This is a genomic window from Clostridium psychrophilum, assembly GCF_018861705.1.
GTDB classification, from domain to species: domain Bacteria; phylum Bacillota; class Clostridia; order Clostridiales; family Clostridiaceae; genus Clostridium_AD; species Clostridium_AD psychrophilum.
Window position 1 is genome coordinate 1 of record NZ_JAHLEC010000074.1, and the last position, 16,107, is coordinate 16,107.

Below are 16,107 nucleotides of genomic sequence, written 5' to 3' on the forward strand. Positions count from 1 at the left end.
TTTAAGATGTGTTTGCTATACCCCAAAATAGGTTAAAAACGTAATAAAGCACCAGCTATTGCTGGTGCTAATAATTAAAACTTTTTGGGACATTTTCAAATTCAGTTGACATAAAACTTTGAATTTATTAATTCTTTCTAAGTTTATTTTTTTAACAACGTGAATTTTAAAAAGTGAAATCATCTAAAGTTTTAGCATTTGAAAATGATATATAAATAGATATGCAAAAAGGCCTCATAGGGGATATAATCCCTCTATAAAGCTTTTAAATTTTCTTCAATTTTACAAATTGGTAATAATATCGGGTGAGTTTAAGTATTTTTCTCTTCTTGTTTCAAGTTGCACTAATGAAAAATAATGAATGCACCGACAAATAACCATAACGGATATTTACCAGTCATTCATTATTTTTTTAGTTTTTCATTACACTAAATTAGTTTAAAGTATTTATATCTTCCCTTGAAAAATCTCTTGTGATTTCTTTAAAAGTTCATCTGTGTATGATGTGATATGCTTATAAACATTCTCGTTCATCTTTTCGTAAATATTTACATTTTCATCAATTGGCATAAAAGTGTCTCTACGCTTTACCATATGTTCAATCGCTTCATTCCTTTCCTTATAAACGCCAAGTGCTAAGGCTACGCATATTGCAGCGCCCATGCTGGCAGAGCCATTTACGACATTTCTGTGAGCCGGTACGCCAAAGACATCAGCAAATATTTGCATAAAGAGTTCTCCATTTGATCCGCCACCACTAACAACAATATTAGATAACTCTATACCTCGTTCATCACACATTGCTTGAGCATAATTTTTCATTGTAAATGCGATACCTTCAAGTATAGAACGGAACATATGTTGACCCTTATGCGTACCATTAAATCCAATCATCATACCACGCTGATACAACTTATCAGGGCACGCTAGCCAGTTAAGAACTGTATAAAGGCCATTACATCCAGCTGGTACATCTGCTCCTAGAACATTTAAATACCCTTCTGGTGACATACCTCTTTTTTTAGCTTCATTGACAATATCACTACCCAAAATATCCTTTATCCATGTAACAGTTGCCATACCTCGCCTTATACCGCTACTTTCATAAAGCCACTCTCCTTTCGTAGCTCCTGGATTACTCCAGTAGTTCTTTGTACTCGGATTATTTTCTTCTCCAACCATCATTGAAGTAATATAAGTACCTAATGATACCAGTACTGTTCCATCATTTACAAGACCAGCACCTAAGCCTTCAACTGCTTTATCATTTGCCGTTGACACTACTTTTAAACCTACTGGTATACCTGTTGCGGCGCTCGCTTTAGCTGTGATTTTTCCCAAAATCGACGCAGGATCAACAAGATCAAACAGCATTTCTCTTGGTGTAGTAAATTTGTCAAACTTTTCTTTATCTTCAAACCATTCCAAAGTCATTGGATCTATTGGCCAAGGACCTACGTAATTAGCTCTTGTATCCTTTGTCTCACCAGTCAGTCTATAAGTAAGATAACCTGTTGTAGTCGTAACATACTTCACATTGTCATCCTCATGTTCATACGGTTTCGATAATCTAAGATCCATCCAGCTTTGCACCGGTGAAGCCAAATCACCATTTTCTTTAACTAAGGCGCGACAACATCTAATTGAGCCAAGTCCAACTCCTATAATGTCTTTTTTGTCCCCATGGAATTTTTTGAATATTTCTTCACAGGCCAGTTTCAAGCTATCCCACAAGTCATCATCAGGATGTTCCGCTCTACCATTTTCACCCAGCTCGATTGGTCGAAGCTGTAAGGTATAAGAGCAAACCTCTGTTCCTACTGTATCAAAAATGGCTACTTTTGTACTTTGTGTTCCACCATCGATTGCTATAATATATTGATTTGTCATACGCTTCCCCCTATACTCCATTGTTATTTACTTTATAATACTATCTCATTAAATAACCACCATCAACTGCTAAAACAGTACCATTTACAAATTGAGAAGCTTTACTTGCTAAGAATACTGTTGATCCCATTAAATCATGAACATCTCCCCATCTACCCTCTGGTGTATGGTCCATAATCCTTTTATTTCTTTCTGGATCATTCATTGAAAATGCTGCAGCTTTAGTTTTAAAATATCCTGGTGCAATACCATTAACTTGAATATTATATTGCGCCAATTCATCAGCATATGTTCTTGTTAAACCAGCGATACCAGCCTTTGAAGCAGTATAAGCTGGTGAATATTGTCCGCCGAGGAAAGAGAACATTGAGCAAACGTTAATAATCTTACCGCTCTTTTGTGGAATCATATGTTGTATAACTTCATGAGTCATTTCAAATGCTCCTGTAAGATTAATAGACATCATAATGTCCCATTCCTTTCTACCAAATTCTAAGACTGGTTTACAAATGCATATTCCTGCACAGTTTAGTAAAATATCAACTGTTCCTAATTCTTCAACACATTTATCAACTATTGCCTTACAAACTCCTGGTTTTGTTATATCGCCTTCCATGTATATTGCTTTTACGCCTTCTGCTTCGATTAGCTTGTTAAACTCTGGATCATCCGGCATAACACTTGGCATTAAGATATTTGCTCCTGCTTTTGCGAGTGATAGAGAGAATGCCTGACCGAGTCCCGTGTTACCACCAGTTACAATTGCATTTTTACCTTTTAAAGAAAAATAATCCATTTGGAAATCTGTAATATTCATTTTTATTCCTCCTAAATTCTATTTTTATTTATTTTTTCTATTAACTTATCAATAAACTCTATGGCATCTCCTTCAACAACAATATCTGACAAACTACAAATAGGAGCATCCTTATTTATATTTACTGAAATTATATTTTCAACATTTTTTAATCCTTCAATATGCTGAAGTGACCCATAAATGCCTAATGCAATGTATAATTTGGGACTCACAGTTTTTCCTGATTGCCCTACTTGAATACCTCGTGGAGCTATACCACTATCTACAATGCTTCTACTAGCAGATACCATTCCATTCAATTCATTGGCTAATAAATATAAATGCTTAAAATCTTCTATTACACCACCGCCACCAGAAATCAAAACTTCACTTTCCCTTATATCCTTTATTTTTTCTTTTTCTTTTGTTTCAAGTAGTCTAATCTTGGTTGGCCTCACGGTAGTTGGTTCGAAGTTGATTTTTTTTGTTTTCTTTATAATAGATGTGGTATAGACAAATACATTTGGTCTTACACTCATCATAGTGGGCTTACAATCTTTGTTAACAATACCAGCAAAAATTTTGCCACTAAAGGCCGGTCTTACCATCTCAACTTGACCATCATTATGCTCAATGGCTGTAACATCTGCAACCAAGCCAACTTTAAGCCTCATTGCTAGTCTTGGAGCAAGCATCCTACCTAAGTATGTGGCTGGAATAAGTATGCTATCAAAATCATAAGTATGATGTAATTCTTCTATACAATTTGTTATATTTTGAAGATCATAATTCTTTATCTCTTCATTTTGAATGGTAATTAGATAATCAAATTTCCCATCAATTACTCCATAATTATTATTAAAACAAATAGCATAGGTTTCATATTCACTATCTTTATAAATCTGATTTACCACTTCTAATAAATCTATGGAATTCTGAAAATCTTCTTCATCAAAGTAAATTAAACTTCTTTTCATAATCAAACAAATCCTTTAGCTTTCAAAAATTTATACACCACTTCAATTCCTTCATCATCATTATGCACAACCACTTTGTCTTTCTTATAGAGTTTCCTCGTAAATGTTCTATTTACTTTGGTTAATGACCCTTTAATTCCAACTTCATCTTGAAGGAACTCCAATTTTTTATTTGTAATCACTGATATCCTATCTCTTACATTAAGCTCCAAATCCTTGTACTTTACAAAAGGTAATTTATATTTGCTATCTCTTCCTATGCTTAGGACACTCGGAAGTACCATCTCGTATTTTGACTGTTTTTTTTCACAATCAACTAGAACTATCACACTATCATTTTCTAAACTCTCCTCATAAACCTTCACAATATTAGATAGCTGACTAATTTGTAACATTTCAGCAATTTGTGAAGGTATGTGGGCAGTATCGCCATCCAAGGAATGACTTCCAGTAAGAATGAAATCATATTCCTCTTTGATTAAATACTTAGCTATGATTTTACTTGTTACATAAGTATCACTCCCCCCATAAAGTTTATCAGATATAAGTGTTGCTTTATCAACATTGAGCCTCAGCAAATCCTCTATAAGAGGAATAGTGCTTTGTGGAGCCATACTAACTATTTCTACAAAAGTCTCTACATTTTTTTGTTTTATTCTTAGAGCAAAGGCTAAGGCACAGGCATCCTCCGGATTAAGGAGTAACTTTACATTTTCTCTGACCAATACATTTTTTTCATAATCGTACGTAAAGTTATCCACATCTGGAATGAACTTAATTAGACAAATTATTTTCAACTTTAGCTTTCTCCTTTTTATTAAGATTAGTAAACACAGTAACTAATGCTATACCAATAACGCCCATTACTGCACTTGCTATGAAGTATGCATTATATCCACCTTTGTCTCCAAAGGTCTTAAATAGAGCACTATTAAATATCGGTAATATAATATCTGGCAAATAACCAACTAAAGATATTAATCCTATTGCTGCTCCAAGTATTTTGTCGTCAATCTTTGCGTCACCAAGTAATGACCAATAAACACCACGAATGGAATATAAAAATATTCCTCCTAATATAATTAATGCATAGAATATATTCTTGCTTAAACTAGTTGGTAAAATTGATATTAGAAGAAGACAAACTACTGCTCCTAAAAGTGCACCGCTAAGAGTTCTTTCTTTTCCAAATTTGTCTGCTAAAAATCCTCCAATAACTCCACCAACTGGTCTCATCCAAAGAACAATTAACATAATAGTTGCTACGCTTACCGCATCTACTCCAACATTACCTTGTAGGAATCCTCCAAGGTAATAAACTGTCCAATACACTGTATAAGACATGAATATAATTCCACCCATTATATACACATACTTATTCTTGAATACCCCTTCAAAATCTGATAACTTAACCTTTTGTTTAGGTGCTACACCCGCAACCTTTTGATATCCAGCCTTCTTATCATTTTCAACAAAGATTGTAACAAGTATACCAACCACAAATACTACTATTGAGTACATATATATAATTGATACTATAGCTGACCTATTGTTTGCTAAATTTGTACTGCCTCCCATTACCTTAGTGAAAATATATAGTGCAAGACTTGCAAGTAAAGCTTCTACTACGCCACGTCCACCATCAAGTATTCCGAAGAATCGGCCTTCTTCTTCTTTCTTTGCAAGTAATTTAACAATTTTCATATGAGCACTCCAAAATGTAAATACGGAGAATATACCCCATATACCATAAATAACAACTACATTCTTGTAACTAGGAATTTGAGCAAACCAGAAACCAGCCGCTGCAACACCAAAAAGTGAAATAGATAATAACCACTTTGCAGAAAATTTATCACTTATTAACCCACTTGGAAAATAACCAACTACCCACACAATTCCTAAAACAGAATAAATAGAATTCAATTGAGGTAATGTCATATTGAAAACCTGTAAAAGGGTTTGCTGATAGTTTGTTCTTAAATAAATAATAGGGAATATGGATCCTGCTGCTAAAACAATTAGGAAAAATTGAAAATATCTTTTTAAGTTTTTATTATTCATATACTTCCCCCTAAAATTACCAATTTTTATTTTAAAGTGCTCTTTCTCATTTTAAATATTGTAATCCTTTACTTATTGTATAACATGGGCTTAAGAATTTACTCTTAAGCCTATGGAAATAGTTTATTTTACAATTAAATAATATTTATAAAATACTATTTAATTGTAAAATTATTCTCATTTTTGATATTTAATGCCTTCTTCTTGTGGATATATAGTTCCAAAATTCATAATGCCCTTTGGATCAAAAGCTTCTTTTAATTTTTCTAACATATAATATGCGCTGCCATGTTCTGCTTTAGTCCATTCATTACGGAACTTACCAATCCCGTGATGGTGACACATAGATCCTCCAAGTTTTAATGTTTCTTCTACAATAATTGTTTGTATTGGATGGTGGTATATTCTCATTTCATCTTCTGGTGCACAATTGATATTATAATTATAAACGAAGTACATATTAGCTCCGTTTATGTAACTGTGAGATGAATGTCCACCGAGCATTGTCAAGTCATTTGGACGTTTAAATTCAGTTTTAATCCTGTTAATAACGCTATCATATATTTTAGGAAGCATCTCCCAGTTAGCTGAAATTTCAGTTGTATATCCATCATGCTTATCATTATCAATCATTCCTTGGAACTCATCATCAATATCCTTTTGTGACCAGTTCAAATGATTAAACCAATCTTCTATAAGTTTGCTATCAACTTGTTCAATAATGCTATCCTTGAATTTTTCAGTAGCATCTTCAATTCCTGAGCAAATAGCATTTACCATTTCTCTATTTCCTTCAGCCATAAATATTAATACACATTTACCTTTGTAAAAGTGGTAAAAATGTTGTCTTGCATCTTCCTCAGAATATGTTCGAGCAACAGATGGGCGATACCCATTAACCATAACTTCTCTTAATACTTTAATTCCAGATTCAACATCTTTTACAAGGTATCCATAGAATTTATTGTTCTCTGGAAAAAATTTGAATATTTTAACAGTAACTTCTGTAATATAGCATAATGTCCCTTCGTTACCAATAACAATGTGCCTTATATCCGGTCCACCAGCACGACGTGGGACATTCTTAATTCTTGAAATATGTCCATCTGGGAAAACACATTCTAGTCCTACTACCATATCTTCAATTCCACCATATAAAGTTGAAAATTGTCCAATACTTCTTGTAGCAACGAGTCCGCCATATTGAGCAACTGGTTTAGATTGTGGAGAATGTCCTGTTGTTAATCCTGATTTTCTGAGTTCATCTTCTATTACTTGTAGAGGAACACCTGCTTGCACAGTTGCTTCCATGTTATATTCATCAATTTTAATAATCTTATTTAGGTACTTACCATCTATTACAAGTGTTAGTTCCTTCCAGTTTTCTAAACCACCTTCTGTAGCAGTCTTACCACTTCTTGGGATTACATTAACATTGTTTTCATTACAATACATTAAAAGAGATTTGACCTCATCCACAGACTTTGGAAACAAAATTGCAGTAGGCATTGGGACATCTAATACTTTTTTAGCCTTTGCATATTTTTTATAGCGATCTGCAGATGCATCATACAAATCATCATAATTTGTATCAATTTGTTCATCTAATAAAATACACTTCAAATCTTCTAATACCTTTTCCTTATTCATAATAGCCTCCTAAGTTATAAATAAATTTATAAATATCAACATTAAAACTTTTATTTAGTTGACTTTATCCTATATGTAAACGATACTACCAGCAGTGCTATATGTCAATGGTTTTTTGGAAAGTTTTCATTCAAATTGTTTTTTTATTATTATTATTGGAAAACTTTCTACTTATTTTTGTAATAGCACCTAAAAGCGTAGGAATAAATTTTACTGATTATCTAAATTTTCACTTGTAATTATTAGGGATGCTTTATATTGAAATAAACAACAAAAAGCATATATTAGGTTTATTTTTCTATAACTTAATGATAATATATCATTAAAGACATTATGGCATTTAATAGATGCGTTGTTTATAAGTTTACGAAGCAAATTCCAAATGCTATATTATATTAATGAGTTATTTTACTAATACACAATTAAGGAGAAAACGTAAGTATTTTACGTTAAGTTAAAATTATGATGAATATTGATGTTAATAAATTAAATACATTAGAGCACCAAATTAACGAAACCATTATTAAATGCTCTAAGGAAAATTTAAATCTTAAAATCGCACAAGCCGCAGAAGCATGCGGTTGTTCTATGTCAAAGATCTCCAAATTCGTAAAGAAATTAGGCTTCAATAATTATAAACAATATATGAATTTCTTATATGGTCATGAAATTTCTCAAAAATATTCTTCTAATGAATTAGAAAGAATAAAAGATTTTTTAGATGATTTTGATTTATCTTTAGTTGATGAATTTATCGATTTAATGAATTCTTGCGATAAGATTATACTTTTTGGATATGGACCATCGTTCATTTGTACTCAATACTTTGAATACAAATTAAGACTTACAACGAACAAATTTATAAGTTCAGCACCTGATGAAATATCTGTAGAAAGATTAATCGATGACAAAAGTTTGCTTGTCATATTTTCTGCAACGGGCAAATTCAAATCATTTGAAAAAATTTATAATTATTCTAAGAGCCATAATTGCAAAGTATTATTAATAGTTGAAGAATATAATACATCATTACTCTCCAATTATGATAATGTTTTAATGCTTACTAAATCAACTCAATCAAATAATTTTAAACCTTATGAAAAATCAAGAACTATATTTTTTATTTTCATTGAAGAAGTTATTCAACACATTATCCTTAAAAATCGTCAGAAGAATGTTGAACAAAAACAAATGAATACTACGAAAGAAGATATATAACATTTACATCACATATTCTTTTACAACCAGATGAAAATTCCATTTGAAGTCTATTTGCATGGTCATCGCGAACCGTTGAAAAAGATTGCAGTAAGAGAGTTGTTACCTTTTGCCTATTCTGTTCAAGACTAAACTTTGGTTATTGTCGTGAGTTTATAATGCAGATTTACAGAGATAATTTAAACACTAAAATAACAGTTATGTAATTTAAAATAGCATTGATTTTATATCAACGCTATTTTTCTATGTTTAAATTTATTGTATTTTAACGAAGAAAAAACTACTGAAATATATAAGTTACATATTTCTTATCTGATCAGAATAATACTATACTAACTTGTCACACCAAAAATTGCACCAGTAACCATCGGAATCAACCAAATAACCCATACTATAAGACTGAATTTATGAAACTTGACGATTCTAACTTCATTTTTATCTATTAAAACTAAGGTAGCCCAACCAGCATGAAAGAGCATAATCAATATAGCTGCTAAACCTGTTATTCCATGAAAGCTAAATTGAAACAGCCCACCCGCCATGATAGTCATTGCCCCAGTTCCTATCGTATCGCATACTAATCCACTATAAAACATTCCCACGTGCCACCACTTGAGTCTGCCTTTAATTCGTTCACTCCAAACACCTATTGTATAAATTACCAAAGCTAAGCTAATAAACATCATTCCCACTAATCCATAGTTAATCAAAATAAAAATCCTCCCTTGTTGTTAGTCTATATCCACTTTTGTGGCAGTAATTGTTTTAATATATTCTCCCAAATCAAATAACTCGCTTTACAGCGAGTTATTATTACGTTAATTATATACTAAAATAAATAATATTATTTGTTATTATTTGTATTTTCTAAAATTATCTCAGCTATCTTATGGCTTGATTGAGGATTTTGACCAGTTATAAAGTTTTTGTCTACAACTACTTTCTCAGTAAAATCTGCACCTTTATCAATAATTGCCCCTTGCTCTCTTAATCTACTTTCTACTGCGAAAGGAACTTTATCTGATAAACCAGCAAGCACTTCTTCAGTATCAGTAAAAGCAATTAAACTTTTACCATCTACAAAATATTTTCCATTTTTATTTTTAATGTTAGTAAAAGCTGCAACTCCATGACATACACCAGCTACAATATCTCCATTATTATAAGTATCTAAAATTAATTTTTCTATATTTTTATTATTTACAAAGTCAATTAAAGGACCATGACCACCTGAAAATAATATAGCATCATAAGAATTTTTCATGGCAGTTTCTAAAGATTGTGTATTCTTTAATAATTTGTTGGCCTCTTGATATTCACTCGGAATTCCATTTGGAATAGAAACTTTATCTAGTATTACTTTTCCACCTAAAATTGAAGCTATGTCTACTTCTAATTCAGCTTTTTTGAATACATTGTATGGTTCTGCAAGTTCCTCTAACCATAACCCAGTTGGATGCCCATTCATATTGCTCTCACTTGTAGATATTATTAATATTTTTTTGTTCATATTTTTTCTCCTTTTTAACAATTATTTTCTTCTTTGATTGTAAATTGTTTGAGACCAATTACAATAGTAAGTTGAAATTATTTCTATTTATTACTTTATTAGTTAATATTTCACATTTGTTAAACCTATCCACATGGAATAGACGGTAAAGTTTTTTATATATTAAATGCTAGTAATGATTTCATCCTCTATTAATCTAGATTTAGGTAATTCAGCGTTAAAATCATTATCACTGCGATAACCCAATCCAACTATTGCAATTGCTGTATATCCTTTTTTACGTAAACCTAACTCTTCATCTAAAACTTTTGCATCAAAACCTTCCATTGGTACGGCATCAATGCCAAGAGTCGCAACACCTAATAAAAGATTACCAAGGTTTAAATACACTTGTTTATCCATCCAATTTTGTAAATCTTTTTCATCATCACGATGTATATTTACAAATCTTGAACGTCCCATATGTTGGTTATCTTTAAATTCTTTCTCAGTATAACGAGAATCAGCATCCTCTTTTTCTAATACATGAAGTAAATAGTCTTCATCCATATCTGTTCTTGAGCAAAATACAATAACCTGAGCTGCATCTAGCACTTTAGCCTCATTAAAATTAAAAAAGCCTTGAGTGCTTTTACTAATTTGTTTTTTACCTTCATCAGTATTTGCAATTACAAAGTGCCATGGTTGACAATTAACACTAGATGCACTCAGTCTTAAAAGAGCCTTGATTTTTATGGAATCCTCATCAGAAATTTTCTTTGTAGAATCAAACTCCTTTACAGAATAACGTGTGTTTAAAATTTCAATTAAGTTCATATTCTTTTCCTCCTCTTATAAATAATTTAGTATTTATTAGCATTACCCGAACTCAAAATGCTATAATAACTTATTGTAATTTCATAACCAATTTTTTCTCCAAAGAATTGAAACCTTCAGGAGTATGAGTTGATAAATAAACTGTATCATTTTGCTTAATAAATTCTCTAACATTTGATAAACTTTTAATGGCTAAATCTTTGTCCTCAAATACAACCGAAAGTTCATTTTTCCTGTATCTATTAAATAATTCTGTAAACTAGCTGGATATACTTTATTGGGGTCCACATCTTCTTTCTTCATAGAGCCGCCTAAAGCAAATGCCTCACTCATCTCGCCATTTTTATAAAATTTCAAAGCTATAATTTTCATTTTATTCTCTCCTTTTAATATCTAATAATTAATAACGCTTCATGTAACTATTTCCGTATTAACACCCACTATCAATAAATATGTTAATATTTATTAACATATTCCTTATAAAACCTTTAATAAAAAATCTAAGTTTTTCGCTAACTCTTCTCCGTGCTCTTTAGGTATACTATTTTAAAACCCTGATTATTATATTCTTATATTAGTTTTATTAAATTTAATTTTATACAATTTAATTGCTTATTTATAATATACTTTCTTTTAATCTTAATGTCAATAGCTTTAATTTAAAATTCTGCATAAAAAGATAAGGCCCGCAGATATTATTTATCCGCAAACTACACATCATTAAGCTACTATAAATGATTTCCTTATATATGAATATGATTCAATGCAAGGTTTATAAGTTTAAACGTACTCTTTTTTACTTGACGTATTATTTGATTTATTATAATATTAACTTATAATTTGGATAATGATAAAAATAACAATTTTATCCATTCTCACTACCCACTTATATGTACATACATTATTATTAATTAAAATTTATTTCAAAATAAAGTATCTTTAATAAAGTACTTAAAGATTGTAATATACATTATGAATAAAAGGAATAAAATAATTACTAAATAAAGGAGAGATTATTAAATGAAAATGGGACTAAGAACACCAAACCCAATGAAATCATTAAAAGCACGAACTACTGGAAAGTTAAAAAGACAAATGAAGAAAGCTGTTATACCAGGGTATGGCATGAAGGGAATGGGCTATATAAAGAATCCAAAACGTGCTATTAAAAATAAAATATATAAAAAGACTACATTTAGCATTTGGGATATATTTAAACTTTTTAAATAAAAATACAAAAATAAATCATTTTTTCTTTTAAAAGATCACTCCTCCTATTGGTTCGAGTGATCTTTTAAAAGCTTACGTCTGATGATTCATTATAGATTTATTGAAATGGAGGTTTTACTATTGTTTATAGTGTTCTTATTTTGATAGCCTACTATTTATCTTTAGAAAGAATATGGTAGGCTTTGATATTACTATGTCCTAGATCTTATGGTAAAATATACTTCTGTTACTTATTTTTATTAATTTATTCGCTTTATATGAAAATCACTTAATGTATTTAAACATTCATTACGTTGTTGATTTTTTAGTATATTTAAATTGAATAACCATTCTTATGTTTTATTTCAACAAAATTATTGAAATAAAACATAAAGGCGTATAATTAAAAGGAAATACCCCCACATACGATTGAACTGACCTGAACTGCCCACCATTTATTGAACAAAAGATTATAATTGAGTTACATTCGCATTACTTCTATTACGAATTAATTAATCATTATAAATATACTTGATTTCTAAAAACTACTTCTTAAATTTTAAAATATTAATATTATTCAAGCCTTCTAATAAACTAATTAAAGCGGCTATAAATAATATATATAATTCCTAATAACATGAATATTATATATATTACTGTGAATATATTAAATGTTTTCTTTAACTCTTTGTGCTCTTTTTTATAGGCATCTCGACTAAGTATTTTGTTCCTATTAGGGAAAAAAGGTACTTCTAATGGCAGAACAAGAAAATTTATTAATAATATTAACACATCATATCTAATAATTCCTGTAGGATTAGCAAATAATTTGAATTCAAATAACATACTAATTGTAGTTAATATACTTATAATTATTGACACTGTAGTTAAAAATTCACCCATTTTTTTATTTTCTTTAAAAGATAAGCTAAATCCCTTTAATTCAAGATAATATAATAATAATGTTAAAAGACTTAATCCCTCTATACCAAAGAAGATCACATTAATACTAATAACACCACTACCAGAAACTAATTTATAAAGAGAATATCCCATTAAAGTCAATATTGTTATTATAACAGAAACTCTGATTGCTTTATTCATTGCGTATCGATGTAATTCATCATCGTCTAAAACCAATGTCATAAAAAAACAAGCTACAATAAGAGTAGCAAATGCAACATGTGCAGACAATAATACATTTCCTAAATTATTCATTATTTCTCCTCCTCCACAATCTCAAAAACTTCATTAATGCTTTTATTAAAGTAGTTTGCTATAGAAAAAGTCAGTTTCAGAGAGGGATTAAAAGTTCCTCTTTCTATTTCTAAAATAGTACTCCTATTTACGCCTAAATCTATAGCCAAATCTTCTTGTGTTAAATTTCTTTCAGCTCTAAGAACCTTTATTTTTGTATTAAATAACTTTTTTCTTTTTGCCATAATATGCCTCCCTATAGATTTATTATAGTATTTATATTGTATATAGTCAACAAAAAGTTGTATATAGTTATCAATTAAAAGTCTTGACCTACTAAACTCGCTATGAGAACAAGCTCTTTATCATAAATTTTAACAATCATTCTATATCATTGAGTAACATCACATATCCACAAATCTCTTATTTCATCTGCCCTAACAATAATTCTTTCCTTAAATCCACATTTCTCTTTTGTTAGTGCATCTTATTTTTCATATAGAAATCTCTTTTATTTTGTTCTATATTTGTATTCTTTTTTAACAATTATTCCAAATGATCAAGTACCCTAGATAGTTGGGATGTGAAACAGACAAACTATGGTGCTATATAGCCAATCCGAAGGCACGTACTAACATCCACAATAAACATTGTATTACTTTCATAACTATAGCTTATCTACTTGACATAGCAACATAGTTGTAATACAATATAGTAACTATGTTGCATCACAAGGTAGGTGGTATTAATGGCAAATTCTTCTCAATTATTAAAAGGAATTTTAGAAGGGTGTATATTAAAAATAATTTTAAAAAAAGAAACCTATGGATATGAATTGTATAGTTCATTAAAAATTAGTGGTTTTGATGACTTATCTGAAGGAACTTTATATCCTTTGCTAATTAGACTTGAAAAAAATGGTTTATTGTCCTCAATAAGTAGGGACTCGCCTCTGGGACCAAAACGAAAATATTATTCTCTTACTAAATTAGGGAAACAGGAATATTTAGATTTTTGTAGTTCTTGGGATAAAATTTCAAAATCAGTTAATAAGATATTGGGAGATGATCTAAGTGATTAAAACAAAATCATTAATAAAACAATTAAATAAAGCGTCGAAAAATTTATCGGTAGAAAACGAAAAAATATTTGGTGACATTGTATTCTATGTAAGAACATCAAATATAAAAACAAGAGACGCTGAAGAATTTCTACAACAGATTTTAGACAGCTTTTTAAATGCTGAGAAACAAGGTGTGAGCATTGAAAATGTACTAGGAACAACAGATATTAAAAATTACTGTAAAGAAATAGTAGCTACCTATAAATCAAGCTATACTTACTCATCACTATTTAGTGAATATATTATGTACACAGGTATGATCATAACAATATTATCAATTATTAATTATTTTACACAAAATCTAGAGGCAATTATAAAACATGGTATTAATCATTTTACTTTAATTCTAAATTTTAATTTAGGGATTGTTTTACAATTTTTGTTGATAGGCATTATGATTATTGCTATTATGATTTATATCAAAAAAAGCTGTTTTGAGGAAACTGAAAAAGTTAGTACAAAAAAAGAGTTTTTTAAACTTTGGATAATATCATGTCTATGGATTTCTATAATGCTCGCTTGTATAATATTTTTAAAGGAAATATTCGTATTTAAATTAAATATAATTATAGTTCTTATTGTTGGAATCGCTTTATATTTTATAGGTAATTATGTATCAGAGAAATAAAGATTAATTATAAAAAGTTGTTGCAGTATATTAAGACATCAGTGCATTAAGAAGTATTTTAATATTATTAGTATATTCTTAATAAAGCCCCCCATATAATGATATGGGGGGGCCTTTATAGAACACATAAGAATAATTAGAAATAAAAATACCAACTTGTAACCTTCTACATGATTTAATATTTTTAAACTATCACTTTAACTTATCAATGTTTCCTGATTGAATATATTTAATATTTGCTTGAATTTTTTCATATGTCCAATTCCACCACTTAATTTTAAGCAATTTAGAAATTGTTTCATCGTCATACCTTTTCTTTATAACTTTTGAGGGTACGCCTCCAACAATAGTATATGGTGGAACATCATTGGTAACTACCGCTCTAGTTCCAATAATCGCACCATTTCCAATTTTCACACCTGACATAATTATAGCTTCATATCCTATCCACACATCATTTCCAATTTCAATATCACCTTTATTATCCCATGCTTCTTTGGGGTTTAAAGTCTCGTTCCACTCTTCGCCAAAAATAGGAAATGTATAAGTAGAAAGTGATTTCATTGTATGATTTCCACTAGTCATGAGAAATTTTGCTCTGCATGCAATTGAACAAAACTTTCCAATTATCAATTTATCATTATTAATAGGATAATGGTACAATACATTATTTTTCTCAAAATTTCTAGGATCATCGTAAAAATCATTATATATTGTATAATCTCCAACTTTTATATTAGTTATTGTAATCACATTTTTAAGATATACTATTTGGGGATCATTACTTCTTGGATATATTTTATTTGAATTTGGAATAGTCATATTTGAATCTCTCCTTTGTATTATATTAAAAATACGTTAATGCCTATTCCATTATTACAATGCATTTTTTCATACAATCACTCCCCAAATACTAACGATAGTGTTAACACTATCTTTGTTTTATTTATTTAAGACCCTGCAATTGCAAGGATTGTAGCTGTTTTTAAGAAAAAAAACAATGACCCCCTCTTTCTGGTATAATTGTTG

17 protein-coding genes are annotated in these 16,107 nt (G+C 29.9%); 4 read left to right on the forward strand and 13 right to left on the reverse strand.

Annotated features, from left to right (window positions below):
- Positions 1 to 447 precede the first annotated feature (447 nt).
- The 6 genes from KPL38_RS13570 to KPL38_RS13595 all read right to left on the reverse strand — a co-directional run bounded on the left by KPL38_RS13570 (position 448) and on the right by KPL38_RS13595 (position 7,377).
- The gene (locus tag KPL38_RS13570; protein WP_216289691.1) at positions 448 to 1,890 is read right to left on the reverse strand and encodes an FGGY-family carbohydrate kinase; all 1,443 of its coding nucleotides are present in this window, start codon (positions 1,888 to 1,890) and stop codon (positions 448 to 450) included.
- Between the two features lie 40 nt (positions 1,891 to 1,930).
- Entirely contained in the window at positions 1,931 to 2,707 is a 777-nt protein-coding gene (locus KPL38_RS13575; protein WP_216289692.1) for an SDR family NAD(P)-dependent oxidoreductase, read from the reverse strand.
- An 11-nt stretch (positions 2,708 to 2,718) separates the two neighbouring features.
- Positions 2,719 to 3,663 (reverse strand): electron transfer flavoprotein subunit alpha/FixB family protein, encoded by a 945-nt coding sequence (locus KPL38_RS13580; protein ID WP_216289693.1) that lies wholly within the window; start codon positions 3,661 to 3,663, stop codon positions 2,719 to 2,721.
- 2 nt (positions 3,664 to 3,665) lie between these two features.
- Entirely contained in the window at positions 3,666 to 4,460 is a 795-nt protein-coding gene (locus tag KPL38_RS13585; RefSeq protein ID WP_216289694.1) for an electron transfer flavoprotein subunit beta/FixA family protein, read from the reverse strand.
- The gene (locus KPL38_RS13590; protein WP_216289695.1) at positions 4,438 to 5,727 is read right to left on the reverse strand and encodes an MFS transporter; all 1,290 of its coding nucleotides are present in this window, start codon (positions 5,725 to 5,727) and stop codon (positions 4,438 to 4,440) included. Before KPL38_RS13590 ends, KPL38_RS13585 begins: the two co-directional genes overlap by 23 nt.
- A gap of 177 nt (positions 5,728 to 5,904) precedes the next feature.
- Positions 5,905 to 7,377: an FAD-binding oxidoreductase gene (locus KPL38_RS13595; protein ID WP_216289696.1), complete on the reverse strand. Its 1,473-nt coding sequence runs from the start codon at positions 7,375 to 7,377 to the stop codon at positions 5,905 to 5,907.
- A 465-nt stretch (positions 7,378 to 7,842) separates the two neighbouring features.
- Between KPL38_RS13595 and KPL38_RS13600 the strand changes: the two genes are divergently transcribed.
- Positions 7,843 to 8,595, forward strand: a complete 753-nt coding sequence (locus KPL38_RS13600; protein WP_246577970.1) for a MurR/RpiR family transcriptional regulator — start codon at positions 7,843 to 7,845, stop codon at positions 8,593 to 8,595.
- Between the two features lie 332 nt (positions 8,596 to 8,927).
- Here the strand turns inward: KPL38_RS13600 and KPL38_RS13605 are convergent, their stop codons facing one another.
- The 4 genes from KPL38_RS13605 to KPL38_RS19745 form a co-directional block, all read right to left on the reverse strand.
- The gene (locus KPL38_RS13605; protein WP_216289706.1) at positions 8,928 to 9,281 is read right to left on the reverse strand and encodes an HsmA family protein; all 354 of its coding nucleotides are present in this window, start codon (positions 9,279 to 9,281) and stop codon (positions 8,928 to 8,930) included.
- Positions 9,282 to 9,439: 158 nt separating this feature from the next.
- Entirely contained in the window at positions 9,440 to 10,105 is a 666-nt protein-coding gene (locus tag KPL38_RS13610; protein ID WP_216289698.1) for a type 1 glutamine amidotransferase domain-containing protein, read from the reverse strand.
- 162 nt (positions 10,106 to 10,267) lie between these two features.
- On the reverse strand, positions 10,268 to 10,921 hold the full coding sequence (gene nfsB, locus KPL38_RS13615; RefSeq protein WP_216289699.1) for an oxygen-insensitive NAD(P)H nitroreductase: 654 nt from the start codon (positions 10,919 to 10,921) through the stop codon (positions 10,268 to 10,270).
- A gap of 192 nt (positions 10,922 to 11,113) precedes the next feature.
- The gene (locus tag KPL38_RS19745) at positions 11,114 to 11,293 is read right to left on the reverse strand and encodes a hypothetical protein (RefSeq protein ID WP_246577971.1); all 180 of its coding nucleotides are present in this window, start codon (positions 11,291 to 11,293) and stop codon (positions 11,114 to 11,116) included.
- 648 nt (positions 11,294 to 11,941) lie between these two features.
- On the opposite strand from KPL38_RS19745, the gene KPL38_RS13625 reads away from it, so the two are divergent.
- Positions 11,942 to 12,151: a hypothetical protein gene (locus KPL38_RS13625; protein ID WP_216289700.1), complete on the forward strand. Its 210-nt coding sequence runs from the start codon at positions 11,942 to 11,944 to the stop codon at positions 12,149 to 12,151.
- Positions 12,152 to 12,724: 573 nt separating this feature from the next.
- Here KPL38_RS13625 and KPL38_RS13630 read toward each other — a convergent pair.
- Together KPL38_RS13630 and KPL38_RS13635 are read right to left on the reverse strand one after the other, a co-directional pair.
- A complete protein-coding gene (locus KPL38_RS13630; protein ID WP_216289701.1) occupies positions 12,725 to 13,348 on the reverse strand; it encodes a hypothetical protein in 624 nt (207 codons plus the stop codon).
- A complete protein-coding gene (locus KPL38_RS13635; protein WP_216289702.1) occupies positions 13,348 to 13,572 on the reverse strand; it encodes a helix-turn-helix transcriptional regulator in 225 nt (74 codons plus the stop codon). The genes KPL38_RS13630 and KPL38_RS13635 overlap by 1 nt, the downstream gene beginning before the upstream one ends.
- 503 nt (positions 13,573 to 14,075) lie before the next feature.
- Between KPL38_RS13635 and KPL38_RS13640 the strand changes: the two genes are divergently transcribed.
- Both KPL38_RS13640 and KPL38_RS13645 read left to right on the forward strand, forming a co-directional pair.
- Positions 14,076 to 14,408 carry a PadR family transcriptional regulator gene (locus KPL38_RS13640; RefSeq protein ID WP_216289703.1) on the forward strand — a complete coding sequence of 111 codons (333 nt, stop codon included), beginning with the start codon at positions 14,076 to 14,078 and terminating at the stop codon, positions 14,406 to 14,408.
- The gene (locus tag KPL38_RS13645) at positions 14,401 to 15,078 is read left to right on the forward strand and encodes a DUF1129 domain-containing protein (protein WP_216289704.1); all 678 of its coding nucleotides are present in this window, start codon (positions 14,401 to 14,403) and stop codon (positions 15,076 to 15,078) included. Before KPL38_RS13640 ends, KPL38_RS13645 begins: the two co-directional genes overlap by 8 nt.
- A 192-nt stretch (positions 15,079 to 15,270) precedes the next feature.
- Here the strand turns inward: KPL38_RS13645 and KPL38_RS13650 are convergent, their stop codons facing one another.
- A complete protein-coding gene (locus KPL38_RS13650; protein ID WP_216289705.1) occupies positions 15,271 to 15,900 on the reverse strand; it encodes a CatB-related O-acetyltransferase in 630 nt (209 codons plus the stop codon).
- Positions 15,901 to 16,107: the final 207 nt, after the last annotated feature.